The organism is Pseudomonas sp. TE3786 (genome assembly GCF_054057335.1).
The window spans coordinates 191,575-204,220 of sequence record NZ_JBSRZF010000006.1; the positions used below are offsets into that span (position 1 = coordinate 191,575).

The 12,646-nt window shown below is 60.4% G+C and carries 14 protein-coding genes; 5 read left to right on the forward strand and 9 right to left on the reverse strand.

Features of this window, described 5'->3' with window-relative positions:
• Positions 1-48: 48 nt before the first annotated feature.
• Genes ACVW0Y_RS09590 through sdhC form a run of 4 tightly spaced genes read right to left on the reverse strand, consistent with a single transcriptional unit; the run spans position 49 to position 3,304 of the window.
• On the reverse strand, positions 49-753 hold the full coding sequence (locus tag ACVW0Y_RS09590) for a succinate dehydrogenase iron-sulfur subunit (protein ID WP_457437912.1): 705 nt from the start codon (positions 751-753) through the stop codon (positions 49-51).
• A 26-nt stretch (positions 754-779) separates the two neighbouring features.
• The gene (gene sdhA / locus ACVW0Y_RS09595) at positions 780-2,552 is read right to left on the reverse strand and encodes a succinate dehydrogenase flavoprotein subunit (RefSeq protein WP_457437811.1); all 1,773 of its coding nucleotides are present in this window, start codon (positions 2,550-2,552) and stop codon (positions 780-782) included.
• Between the two features lie 3 nt (positions 2,553-2,555).
• Positions 2,556-2,924 (reverse strand): succinate dehydrogenase, hydrophobic membrane anchor protein, encoded by a 369-nt coding sequence (sdhD, locus tag ACVW0Y_RS09600; RefSeq protein ID WP_110617799.1) that lies wholly within the window; start codon positions 2,922-2,924, stop codon positions 2,556-2,558.
• Positions 2,918-3,304, reverse strand: coding sequence for a succinate dehydrogenase, cytochrome b556 subunit (sdhC, locus tag ACVW0Y_RS09605; protein ID WP_457437813.1), 387 nt, complete (start codon positions 3,302-3,304; stop codon positions 2,918-2,920). The genes sdhD and sdhC overlap by 7 nt, the downstream gene beginning before the upstream one ends.
• A gap of 348 nt (positions 3,305-3,652) precedes the next feature.
• Between sdhC and gltA the strand changes: the two genes are divergently transcribed.
• Positions 3,653-4,942 (forward strand): citrate synthase, encoded by a 1,290-nt coding sequence (gltA, locus tag ACVW0Y_RS09610; RefSeq protein ID WP_457437814.1) that lies wholly within the window; start codon positions 3,653-3,655, stop codon positions 4,940-4,942.
• A 132-nt stretch (positions 4,943-5,074) separates the two neighbouring features.
• Here gltA and ACVW0Y_RS09615 read toward each other — a convergent pair whose 3' ends face one another.
• The 3 genes from ACVW0Y_RS09615 to ACVW0Y_RS09625 form a co-directional block, all read right to left on the reverse strand.
• Entirely contained in the window at positions 5,075-5,680 is a 606-nt protein-coding gene (locus ACVW0Y_RS09615) for an START domain-containing protein (RefSeq protein WP_457437816.1), read from the reverse strand.
• 49 nt (positions 5,681-5,729) lie between these two features.
• Positions 5,730-6,005: a YkgJ family cysteine cluster protein gene (locus ACVW0Y_RS09620; protein WP_457437818.1), complete on the reverse strand. Its 276-nt coding sequence runs from the start codon at positions 6,003-6,005 to the stop codon at positions 5,730-5,732.
• Positions 6,006-6,113: 108 nt separating this feature from the next.
• Complete coding sequence (locus ACVW0Y_RS09625; protein ID WP_457437820.1) at positions 6,114-6,977, reverse strand: NAD(P)-dependent oxidoreductase; 864 nt, start codon at positions 6,975-6,977, stop codon at positions 6,114-6,116.
• Between the two features lie 165 nt (positions 6,978-7,142).
• Between ACVW0Y_RS09625 and ACVW0Y_RS09630 the strand changes: the two genes are divergently transcribed.
• The 3 genes from ACVW0Y_RS09630 (at position 7,143) to rhtA (ending at position 9,129) form a co-directional block, all read left to right on the forward strand.
• Entirely contained in the window at positions 7,143-7,688 is a 546-nt protein-coding gene (locus ACVW0Y_RS09630; protein ID WP_457437821.1) for an exonuclease domain-containing protein, read from the forward strand.
• Between the two features lie 91 nt (positions 7,689-7,779).
• Positions 7,780-8,061, forward strand: coding sequence for a pyrimidine/purine nucleoside phosphorylase (ppnP, locus tag ACVW0Y_RS09635; RefSeq protein ID WP_457437823.1), 282 nt, complete (start codon positions 7,780-7,782; stop codon positions 8,059-8,061).
• 168 nt (positions 8,062-8,229) lie between these two features.
• Positions 8,230-9,129: a threonine/homoserine exporter RhtA gene (gene rhtA, locus ACVW0Y_RS09640; protein WP_457437824.1), complete on the forward strand. Its 900-nt coding sequence runs from the start codon at positions 8,230-8,232 to the stop codon at positions 9,127-9,129.
• Here the strand turns inward: rhtA and ACVW0Y_RS09645 are convergent.
• Positions 9,113-10,906, reverse strand: coding sequence for an ABC transporter transmembrane domain-containing protein (locus tag ACVW0Y_RS09645; protein ID WP_457437825.1), 1,794 nt, complete (start codon positions 10,904-10,906; stop codon positions 9,113-9,115). The genes rhtA and ACVW0Y_RS09645 overlap by 17 nt on opposite strands.
• A 190-nt stretch (positions 10,907-11,096) precedes the next feature.
• Positions 11,097-12,236, reverse strand: a complete 1,140-nt coding sequence (locus ACVW0Y_RS09650; protein ID WP_457437826.1) for an ATP-NAD kinase family protein — start codon at positions 12,234-12,236, stop codon at positions 11,097-11,099.
• A 152-nt stretch (positions 12,237-12,388) separates the two neighbouring features.
• Between ACVW0Y_RS09650 and ACVW0Y_RS09655 the strand changes: the two genes are divergently transcribed.
• Complete coding sequence (locus ACVW0Y_RS09655; protein ID WP_457437828.1) at positions 12,389-12,568, forward strand: PA1571 family protein; 180 nt, start codon at positions 12,389-12,391, stop codon at positions 12,566-12,568.
• The last annotated feature ends 78 nt before the right edge of the window (positions 12,569-12,646 follow it).

The window sequence follows — 12,646 nt, forward strand, 5'->3', positions numbered from 1 at the left end:
GATGCCACAGGTATTGCGCTTACACGTGCTACGGGTAAAGCCGTTAAATCAGATACCGCTCTGCAACAACATGCTGCGTACGTGGCCGATTGCCTTGGTCGGATTGAGACCTTTAGGGCAAACGTTCACGCAGTTCATGATGCCGCGGCAGCGGAATACGCTGAACGGGTCATCAAGCGCAGCCAGACGCTCTTCGGTATGGGTGTCACGGCTGTCAGCCAGGAAACGATAGGCTTGCAGCAGTGCAGCTGGACCGAGGAACTTGTCCGGGTTCCACCAGAACGATGGGCAGGACGTCGAGCAGCACGCACACAGAATGCACTCGTACAGACCGTCGAGCTTTTCGCGCTCTTCTGGAGTCTGCAGACGCTCGATAGCCGGCGCCGGAGTATTGTTCTGCAGGAAAGGTTTCACCTTTTCGTACTGCTTGTAGAAGATGCTCATGTCGACGACCAAGTCACGGATCACCGGCAGACCTGGCAGCGGACGAACGACCAGCTTGTTGCCCTTGACCACCGCCGACAACGGGGTGATGCAGGCCAGGCCGTTCTTGCCGTTGATGTTCATGCCGTCGGAGCCACACACGCCCTCGCGGCAGGAACGACGGTAGGAGAAACCTTCGTCCTGTTCTTTGATCAGTGCCAGCACGTCCAGGATCATGATGTCTTTGCCATCAGTATCGATCTGGAAGTCCTGCATGAACGGAGCAGCATCCTGGTCCGGGTTGTAGCGGTATACGCTTACTTGCAGCAGTTTGGCGTTAGACATTGCAGCCACCCTTAGTAAGTACGGATCTTGGGTTCGAACGCCGGTACAGTCTTCGGCGCGAAGTTGACGGCACGCTTGGCAACGCGCTTCTCACCTGGGAAATACAGGGAGTGGCAGAGCCAGTTTTCGTCATCCCGATCTTCGTAGTCTTCACGAGCGTGAGCACCGCGCGATTCTTTACGAACCTCGGCGGCGATAGCCGTTGCTTCAGCCACTTCAAGCAGGTTTTGCAGTTCCAACGCCTCGATACGAGCAGTGTTGAACGCCTGGCTCTTATCGTTGATCTTCACGTTGGCAATGCGCACGCGCAGGTCAGCCAGCTGAGCGATACCCTTCTGCATGTATTCGCCGGTACGGAATACACCGAAGTAGTTCTGCATGCAGCTTTGCAGTTCTTTGCGCAGGGTAGCGACGTCTTCACCGTCAGTACGCGAGTTCAGACCATCCAGACGTGCCATGGCAGCGTCGATGTCGGACTGGCGAGCGCGTGAGTAGTCGACGCCTTCTTTCAGCGTTTGCTCCAGGAACAGACCAGCAGCACGACCGAACACCACCAGATCGAGCAGCGAGTTGCCGCCCAGACGGTTGGCACCGTGTACCGATACGCACGCCACTTCGCCTACAGCGAACAGGCCTGGAATGATCTGGTCAACGCCTTCGGCGTCCTGGGTGATCGCCTGACCATGAATGTTGGTGGCAACGCCGCCCATCATGTAGTGGCAGGTTGGAACAACCGGAATTGGCGCTACAGCAGGGTCAACGTGGGCAAAGGTCTTGGACAGTTCCATGATCCCTGGCAGACGGCTATGCAGAACTTCTTCACCGAGGTGATCGAGTTTCAGCATTACGTGGTCGCCATCCGGGCCACAGCCGTTACCGGCAATGATCTCTTTAACCATCGAACGGGCCACAACGTCACGACCAGCCAAGTCTTTGGCGTTCGGAGCGTAACGCTCCATGAAACGCTCGCCGTGCTTGTTGATCAGGTAACCGCCTTCACCGCGGCAGCCTTCGGTAACCAGTACACCGGCACCGGCGATACCGGTCGGGTGGAACTGCCACATTTCAATGTCTTGTACCGGCACGCCAGCACGCAGCGCCATACCAACGCCGTCACCGGTGTTGATCAGGGCATTGGTGGTGGACGAGTAGATACGGCCTGCACCGCCCGTTGCCAGAACAGTGGCATTGGCGCGTACATAAGAGGTTTCGCCGGTTTCGATGCAGATGACGATCATGCCGACAAAGGCACCCTCTTCATTCTTCACCAGATCGACGCCGTAGTACTCGTTGAGGAATACGGTGCCGGCTTTCAGGTTGGCCTGGTACAGGGTGTGCAGCAGGGCGTGACCGGTACGGTCAGCGGCGGCGCAAGTACGTGCAGCCTGACCACCCTTGCCGAAGTCTTTCGACTGGCCACCGAACGGACGCTGATAGATGCGGCCTTGTTCGGTACGGGAGAACGGCAGACCCATGTGTTCCAGTTCGAACACGGCTTCCGGGCCTACAGAACACATGTATTCGATAGCGTCCTGGTCACCGATGTAGTCGGAACCCTTGACGGTATCGTACATGTGCCAGCGCCAATCATCGTTCGGGTCGGCCGACGCGATGGCGCAGGTGATGCCGCCCTGCGCCGACACAGTGTGCGAGCGGGTCGGGAACACCTTGGTGACTACTGCAGTCTTGTGGCCGCCCTGGGCCAGCTGCAGTGCGGCGCGCATCCCGGCACCGCCACCACCAATAATGATGGCATCGAAGGAAAGCGTATTAATGTTAGCCATGAATCAGATACCCCAAAGAATCTGCACGCCCCAGACGAAGTACGCGAACATGGCAATGCCACACGCTGCCTGGAACAGAAAACGCACACCGGTCGCCCATTTGCCCAACGCCATAGGGGTCAGGTAGTCCGTGGAGATCGTCCACATACCAACCCAGGCGTGAACGCCCAGAGCAACCAGAGCCAGCAGGCTGAAAATGCGCATCCAGTTCTGCGAGAACAGACCATGCCAGACGGTGTAGTCCAGGCCTGGGTGAACCACGAGGTATCCAATAAGGAAGAGGAAGTAAGCCGCGAGTACAACCGCAGACACGCGCTGGGCCATCCAGTCATATAGCCCGGAGCGCGAAAAGTTCGTGACGTTAGTTACCATATCCACACTCCCGCCAGCACGATCACTACCGCCGAAACGACGAGTACGATTTGCGAGCCCAGTTTGCCGCCTTCCAGCGTCTCACCAACACCCACGTCCATAATCAGATGGCGTACACCGGCCACCAAGTGATACAGCAGAGCGGAGAGCAGGCCCCAAATCACAAACTTGGCCAGAGGGCTGGCCAGGCACGCGGCCACCTGCTTGAAGCCATCCTCGGATTCGAGGGACTTGTCGAGTGCATACAACAGCACAGCGAGGCCCACGAAGAGAATGACACCGGAAATCCGGTGCAAGATGGACGTGTAAGCAGTGACTGGGAGTTTGATCGTCCTTAAGTCTAGGTTTACAGGTCTTTGGCTATTCACGGCTTTTTTCACACGGAAGGGCCCCTAACAATCAGGGCAAAGTTGTCGGGAAGTGCACTGGTCAGACCCACTGCCCCGGGAGTGACAACCACCAGAATAAAGGCTTTAACGGCCCTGGCGGTCGGTGGGGGAGTATAGACAGTTAGGTTACTAATGACAACGAAAAGGCCTACCCCAAACCGCTCATTGCGCTCGACGAATAAAAGGCGTAAATAGCGCGAAATTCAATGGCAAACACCGCTGCAACCCTTCTGGCATATGGGTTCTCGCAAATTGACTTTGGAATTTATCTCTCTATAGTGTGGCGGGCCCTGCGTGGGGGGCAGTCTGGTGATTTCAAGCATAAATAGGAGGCCACACATGGCTGACAAAAAAGCGCAGTTGATCATCGAGGGCGCAGCCCCCGTCGAGCTGCCCGTTTTATCCGGCACCGTTGGTCCCGATGTTGTAGACGTACGGGGCCTCACCGCCACGGGCCATTTCACTTTTGATCCTGGCTTTATGTCGACCGCCTCGTGCGAGTCGAAGATCACCTATATCGATGGTGACAAAGGCATCCTGTTGCACCGCGGCTACCCGATCGAGCAATTGGCTGAGCAGTCCGACTACCTGGAAACCTGCTACCTGTTGCTGAACGGCGAACTGCCCACAGCCGAACAGAAAGCCAAATTCGTCAGCACCGTGAAAAACCACACTATGGTTCACGAGCAGCTGAAAACCTTCTTCAACGGCTTCCGCCGCGACGCCCACCCGATGGCCGTCATGTGTGGCGTAGTCGGTGCCCTCTCGGCGTTCTACCACGACTCGCTGGACATCAATAACCCGCAACACCGCGAGATTTCGGCCATTCGCCTGGTGGCAAAAATGCCAACCCTGGCCGCGATGGTTTACAAGTACTCCATGGGCCAACCCATGATGTACCCGCGTAACGACCTGACCTACGCTGAAAACTTCCTGCACATGATGTTCAACACCCCGTGCGAGATCAAACCGATCAGCCCGGTACTGGCCAAGGCAATGGATCGGATCTTTATCCTCCACGCCGACCACGAACAGAATGCTTCCACCTCCACCGTGCGTCTGGCCGGCTCTTCGGGTGCCAACCCGTTCGCCTGTATCGCTGCCGGTATCGCTGCACTCTGGGGCCCTGCCCACGGCGGTGCCAACGAAGCCGTACTGACCATGCTGGACGAGATCGGCAGCGTCGAAAACATCGACAAGTTCATCGCCAAGGCCAAAGACAAGAATGATCCGTTCAAGTTGATGGGCTTCGGTCACCGGGTTTACAAAAACCGTGACCCACGCGCCACCGTAATGAAGCAGACCTGCGACGAAGTGCTGAAAGAACTCGGCATCAAGAACGACCCGCAGCTGGAACTGGCCATGCGCCTGGAAGAGATCGCCCTGACCGATCCGTACTTCAAGGAACGCAACCTGTACCCGAACGTCGACTTCTACTCGGGCATCATCCTCAAAGCGATCGGCATTCCGACCAGCATGTTCACCGTGATCTTCGCCCTGGCGCGGACCGTCGGCTGGATTTCGCACTGGAAAGAAATGCTCTCCAGCCCGTACAAGATTGGCCGTCCGCGCCAGCTCTACACCGGCTACGAGCAGCGCGATATCACTGCCTTGAAAGACCGCAAGTAAGCTGCATGCAGCAATAAAAAACCCCGCTTCGGCGGGGTTTTTTATTGTCTACGCGCCCCGTAGGAGCGGCTTCAGCCGCGCTGCCCTTGCCTGCGCAAAGCCTCGCGGCCAAAGCCTCCTACGGAATTGCCTTTATTTCTCTGCGCGCTCTTTCATGCCCTGCAGGGTCTTGAACGGCGCATCCACTACAAAACTGTTGGCCAACCATGACGGCACGCTGCCGCCCGGCTCGGTGGTCACCTGGTACACCACTTCCACCTCACCCGCGCCTTTGGGCGTCATTTTCCAGAAGCCGTCGACCTTGGTCACGCGCACATAACCCTTCTCTTCCGGCTGGTAGGTGGGCAAGCCTTCGAGTTTGCGCAGCACGCTGCCGTCGGCTTCTTCAGTGGTGGTGACGTGGATGATCGAATCCCGTGCGGTTACCGGCCACGGCGGGCTGAATCGGGTGTAGGTCCAGCTTTCGGCACCTTCGCTTTTAATCAGCTTCTGCTCGCTGCACTGGAAGATCCACTTGCACGAGCCACTGACGTCTTCCTGCAATTTGCGCAGGGTGGCGATATCGCTCTTGATGGTGGTAACGCCACGGTAGGCTTTGTACTGCGAGCCCGGGACTTCGCTGAGAAAGACTTTGATGCCGTCTTCGTCCTTGGCCACTTTCCAGTCTTCGGCCTGGGCCACAGCAGAGGCCAATAGACTCAGGGCGCAAACGCCCGCCACACGACTTAGCAAACCCATCACGAACTCCTTACTGATGAAACCCAGGGTACGCGGTACGCCCCTGACGTTATTGGAGGGTAGAACCCACACCGAGCGCGGTGGCTTGCTCCAGCCAGCCGAGCAGACGAATCGCCTCGTCGCTGCTGTCACCGCACACCTCGGGATCTGCACCAAATGCGGAACACACCGCCGGCCGTTCGGGCAAGCCGAACAACGCGCACAAATTATCGACCGACAGATGCAAACAACGTTCGCCAGCCGGCTTGCCATTGGGCAAACCGGGAATCGGCGAGCTGATGGAGGGGGCGATGCAACAGGCACCGCAGCCGGCGCGGCAAATCATGACGACAACTACCTCGTGAGGTTCTGATCGCTCCGGGCAGACAGGCTGCAGCCGGTAACGGGCGGCGATTCTACCTGTGCCGTCGGACGCCGCAAAGCCGCCAGCGGCCTACTTCAGACGGGTAATCAGGCTGGAGGTGTCCCAGCGCCCGCCGCCCTGCCCTTGCACCTCGGCGTAAAACTGGTCCACCAACTGGGTGATCGGCAATTGCGCGCCGTTGCGCTGGGCCTCTTCGAAGACAATGGCAAAATCCTTGCGCATCCAGTCCACGGCAAAACCAAAGTCGAATTTGTCTTCCAGCATGGTCTGGTAGCGGTGCTCCAATTGCCAGGATTGCGCCGCGCCCTGGCTGATCACTTCCATCGCACTCTGCACATCCAGCCCGGACTTGCGGGCAAAGTGCAGCGCCTCGGCCAGCCCCTGCAGCAAGCCGCCGACACAGATCTGATTGACCATCTTGGTCAGTTGCCCGCTGCCCACCGGCCCCATCAGCCGGACCAGCTTGGCGTAGCTTTCGATCACCGGTGCCGCGCGCTGATAGAGCGCCGCATCGCCACCGACCATCACCGTCAGCATGCCGCTTTCGGCACCGGACTGGCCGCCCGACACCGGCGCATCGAGAAAGCCCAGCTCGCGCTCGGCGGCCAGGGTGGCCATTTCCCGGGCGATATCGGCAGAGGCCGTGGTGTGATCCACCAGCACGCTGCCCGCTGCCATACCGGCAAACGCGCCGCTTTCGCCCAGCAACACCGCACGCAGATGCTGGTCATTGCCCACACAGGTCATCACCAGCTCGGCCCCCTGCGCTGCCTCACGCGGGGTCTCGGCGCTTTCGCCGGCAAACTCGTCGCACCACAGCTCTACCTTGTCCGCCGTGCGGTTGTACACGGTCACCTGATGCCCTTCGCAGGCCAGGTGGCCAGCCATATGAAATCCCATGGTGCCGAGCCCGATAAATGCCACAGTCGCCATTGCTCATCTCCTTCATTGGGTTACAGCAAGCTTAGAGCGCCCTGACGAATTGACCGGGAGAAAATCCCCCGGCTTCTCGGTCAAAACCCGCGCAGGCCCCTGGCATGGGGTTTGCGGGGCGTCGAAAGGCCTTCCATACTGCTTGCCCAACGGACGGAGAGAACCATGGGATATTGGTTGGTGATCGACCTGGAGGCCACCACAGAAGAAGGTGGCTGGCCGGTTGCAGACATGGAAATCATCGAAATCGGCGCCAGCCTGGTGAACGCGCAGGGTCGTGAAGTCGACCATTTCCAGCGTTTCGTCCGCCCGCTGCGGCGCCCGCACCTCACCACCTTCTGCAAACAGCTGACCCATATCACCCAGACGAACGTCGATACCGCCGCGCCCCTGGCGGCTGTCTGGCCGTTGTTCGAGCGCTGGCTGGCCGCCCATCAACCGCGCCTGGTGGGTTGGGCCAGCTGGGGCGACTACGACCGCAAACAGCTGGAACAGGATTGGCAGCAGCACCAGCTCAGCAGCCTGCTCAGCGCGGTGCCGCACCTCAACCTCAAGCAGCGTTTTGCCAAGGCGCGGCAGTTGCAGAAGCCAGTAAGTTTGAACACCGCGCTGCAATTGGCTGGTCTGAGCTTTCAGGGCCAGCAGCACCGCGCCCTGGAAGATGCGCGCAACACCGCGCGGCTGTTGCCTCTGGCCCTGCCAGCCAGTTAAGACCGCGCCTTTGCAAGCGCCACGAGGGTGACGAGGGCAACACGCTTGGGCATACTGGCCGACCCTTTTTCGTCCCTTCAAGGAAACCGCCATGTTCAAGGTCAACGAGTACTTCGACGGCACCGTCAAATCCATCGCCTTCGGCATGGCCCAAGGCCCGGCCACCATCGGCGTGATGGCCGCTGGCGAATACGAATTCGGCACCAGCCAGCTGGAAATCATGCATGTCGTGGCCGGTGCCCTGACTGTGAAGCTGCCAGGCAACGATGCCTGGGAAACCTTTGAAGCCGGCAGCAAGTTCACCGTGCCGGCCAACAGCAAGTTCCAGCTGAAAGTCGCCGTGGATACCGCCTACCTGTGCGAGTACCGCTGAGTTTCACCCGTTAAGCGTCTATAAAAAATCAGGAGCGGCTAAAGCCGCCCGACTTGTGGATCGCGGCTTTAGCCGCTCCTACGGATTGTGCAGTCCGTAGGAGCGGCTAAAGCCACGATTCGCCGCACCACCCTCTTGCTCACTGCCACGCTGCAACCGGACACTCCCATGCCTGGGTCCAAACCCGCTGTCTCCATCGCCCTCCCCATTCTGCTGCTGATCATCGCCATGAGCTCGATTCAGGGCGGCGCAGCCTTGGCCAAGGGCATTTTCCCGGCCGTTGGTGCCGAGGGCGTTTCAGCCCTGCGCCTGAGCCTGGGAGCAATCATTCTGTGCCTGGTGATGCAGCCCTGGCGCACACGCCTGAACCGCGCCGCACTGCCCTCGCTGATCGGTTACGGTGCCTCGCTGGGCGTGATGAACCTGATGTTTTATATGGCGCTGAAAACCATCCCGCTGGGCATTGCCGTGGCGCTGGAGTTCACCGGACCACTGGTGTTGGCGATGCTGTCGTCGCGGCGCTTTATCGATTTTGTCTGGATTGCCCTGGCGGTTCTGGGCATTGGCTTGCTGCTGCCGATCAACCCCACCGACACCCAGCTCGACCCCACCGGCATCGCCCTGGCACTCGGTGCCGGCGTGTGCTGGGCGCTGTACATTATTTTCGGCCAGCGCGCCGGTGCCGAGCACGGCAACCACACCGTAGCCCTGGGCACCGTGGTCGCTGCGGTGATCGTGTTTCCCATCGGCGTGTTTTCAGCGGGCAGCGCCATGTTCCATATCAGCCTGCTGCCGGTGGCGATTGGCGTGGCAATCCTGTCGACCGCCCTGCCCTATAGCCTGGAAATGTTTGCCCTGACCCGCCTGCCGGCGCGTACGTTCAGCACCTTGATGAGCATGGAGCCGGCGATTGCGGCACTGTCCGGGTTGATCTTCCTGCAGGAGCGCCTCAGCCACACCCAATGGCTGGCGATTGGCGCAATCATCGTGGCTGCCCTTGGCGTGGCCCTGACCGTAAAACCGCAGCCGGCGAAGAACCAGCCGCGGGATATCAAGCGGGCTGAGTGACGTCCGCCTCGCCCTCGATGGTATTGAACTGCAACTCGGCCAGCCGGCGGTACAGCGGGTTGCTGCTGACCAACTGCGCGTGGCTGCCCAGGGCCACCAACTGACCCTTGTCGATCACCGCAATGCGATCCGCGCTTTTCACCGTGGCCAGGCGATGGGCGATCACCAGGGTGGTACGCCCGGCCATCAGGGTCGGCAGCGCCTGTTGAATCAGGTGTTCGCTTTCGGCATCGAGGGCGCTGGTGGCTTCGTCCAGCAGCAGGATCGGCGCTTCCACCAGCAGGGCACGGGCAATCGCCAGGCGCTGACGCTGGCCGCCCGACAAACCTAAACCGCCATCCCCCAGGTGGGTTTTGTAGCCCTCGGGCAGGGCCATGATGAACTCATGGGCATGCGCAGCACGGGCGGCCGCTTCCACTTCTGCCTGGCTGGCCGAGGCACGGCCATAGCGGATGTTGTCCTCGACACTGCCAAAGAACAGCGCCGGATTCTGCGACACCAGGGCAAAGCAGCGGCGCAAATCGCTGGGGTCGAGCTGGGCGATGGGCAGGCCTTCAACGCGAATCTGCCCTTCCTGCGGGTCGAAAAAGCGCAGCAGCAAGTCGAACAGGGTCGATTTGCCCGCCCCGGACGGCCCGACCAGGGCCAGGGTTTCCCCCGGTTCGATCTGCAGGCTGATGCCATCCACGGCAAACCGATCGCGGCGGGTCGGATAGGCAAAGCGCAGTGCATCCAGCTCGATACGGCCACTGACCCGCTCCGGCAACACCAGTAGATCATTGCTCGGTGCCTTGATTTCACTGCGCGCCTGCAGCAACTCGGCAATCCGCTCGGCGGCCCCGGCCGCGCGCTGCAACTCGCCCAGCACCTCGCTCAGGGTGCCGAAGGCGGTACCGACAATCAGGCTGTAAAACACAAACGCCGCCAGCTCACCGCCGCTGATACGCCCGGCGATCACATCCATGCCACCCACCCAAAGCATCACCCCGACGGCACCGAGCACCAGCAGAATCACCACACTGATCAGCCAGGCGCGCTGGGAAATACGCTTGCGCGCGGTTTCAAAAGCCTCCTCCACCGTGCTGCCGAAGCGGCGTTTGTCCTGCTCCTGATGGTTATAGGCCTGCACGGTCTTGATCTGCCCCAGGCTTTCGCCGACATAGCTGCCGACATCGGCGACCCGGTCCTGGCTCAGGCGTGACAGGCTGCGCACCCGCCGGCCGAAAATCAGGATCGGCGCGATCACCAGCGGCAACGCGGCAATCACGATCAACGACAATTTGGGGTTGGTGACAAACAGCAGCACGATGCCGCCCACCAGCATCAGCGCGTTACGCAGAAACAACGACAGCGAGGAACCGATCACCGACTGCAGCAAGGTGGTGTCGGCGGTCAGCCGCGACTGGATTTCCGAGCTGCGATTGCTCTCGTAGAAGCCCGGATGCAGGGTGATCAGATGGTTGAAGACCTTTTTGCGGATATCGGCGACAAAGCGTTCGCCAATCCACGACACCAGATAAAAACGGGTAAAGGTGCCTACCGCCAGGGCCACCACCAGCACCATAAACAGCGCGATGGACTGGTTGAGCATCTGCGGCGACTGGGTAGCGAAACCCTTGTCCACCAACAGCTTTACCCCCTGCCCCATAAACAGCGTGATGCCGGCGGTAAACATCAGCGCAAATAGGGCACCGATCACCTGCCAGCGATAGGGCGCCACAAACTCGCGGGTCATGCGCAGCGCCTTGCGCTGGCGGGAAGACAAAATGGAGATCATGCGGGGCTCGCAGAGAGAGGAAGGCTAGCGTGGTAGATGGGGACGGTTGGGACGGACAACAAGCGGCAAACAAAGAAATCATTGAGCTGACATTGATCCCACAGAGGCCTGCATTCTCCTGTCGGAGCGGCTTCAGCCGCGATGCTGTTGATCTTTTTTTCAGGCCCGGCCAGCGCGGCTGAAGCCGCACCTACAGGGGCAACGTCAAGCCCGGAAAAGTAGCGACGGGGTAGAGCAACTCCTCCTTGTACCCGGCCCACACCTTGGCCACATCGGGGAAGCTGTCGTCCAACTGCGCATCGCCGCTATCCACCAACAGCGGCCGACCTTCGAGAGTGGCGAGTTTGCGCTTGGTCGCCACCACCCGCAGGTTGTCCAAGCCAATGCTGCGCAGCACACGCGGGCTGATCTGCTGGTTGCCGCGCCCGAGAATATGGCCCTGGCCGCCAATGGCGGTGACCAGCAGCATTGCCGGTTTGCCGTGCACCCGTTCGAACAGCTGCGCCTCGGTCACATCCAGCGCCAGCACCCGGCCGTTTTCAATCACATCGACGCCAAGCAAAGTGGTTTGCAGCCCGAGGTTATGGGCCAGGCCATGCAGGGTCGAACCGGGGCCGAACACGTAGCGCACATCCTGTTGCCAGGTGTCTTCCAGCCAGGCGGCGATCTCGCTGAGCACCAGCTCCTCGGACTCCATGCCACCCTGCTTCACCTGCTGCACAAAGCCGCCTTCCTGCGGCACGCTCAGCTCGCCGTACCAGCGCGCCGCTACCCGGCCGGCCCGCAGGGCGGTTTCGTCGATATCGCGCACTTCGCCCTGGCCCAGGCGCACCAGGCCGCCTTCCACCAGACGGCGGGTCAACTCGCCAGCGGCACGGGGGCTGATCGCATAGACGCCGGACTGAATCTTCACCCCGGCGGGAATACCCAACACCGCCTGCCCCTCCCGGGCCACGGCGCAGACATCCCGCGCCGTGCCATCGCCGCCGGCAAACAGCAGCAAGGCGACACCGTTGGCTTGCAGCGCCTGCACAGCGTTACGGGTGTCATCCGCAGTGGTTTCGCCAGCGCTTAACTCGCCCAATAGGCGGTGCTTGAAGCCCATCTCGGCCAGCAGTTCACCGCCCATGGGGCCGGGAAACGTCAGAAACTCCAAACGCTCGCGCAGCGGCACCAGCAGCTCCAACGCCACCCGGGTACGCTCTGCGGCGCGCGGCTCAGCGCCACGGGCCAACGCCTCGACGGCCACGCCATCGCTGCCTTTAAGGCCAGCCGGGCCACCCAGGCCGGCCAGCGGATTGATGATCAGACCCAGATGAAAAACCGACATACGCCCCTCAAAAAGTGGGAACTAGTTGGCCCACGTTGATTCACAAAAACAATGCCCAGTTGAAGGGATGGCGGCACGCGGTGGCGTGTTTGTCATTGGGCTTTCATCTGTGCCGACTACCCTCGGCACACCACCTGATGAGGAGACAGGCCATGAGCTTGCACACCCTGCATACCGCTGAACGCCGCGTTGTACCTTTGCCACCCCAGCACCCTGTGGGCGGTGCCATCATCGATGCCCAGGGCCGGGAAATCCCGATTACCGAAGGCATGGTTCAACAGGCCTGCGAACAACTGGAAGAAGCGGCGCTGGGCGAGCCTGAACAGGATTGATCGAAGATTAAAAACATCGCGGCTAACCCTCCCACAGGGCTCTCATTGCTATGAGCCCGCACCTTTCGCTGTGGGAGG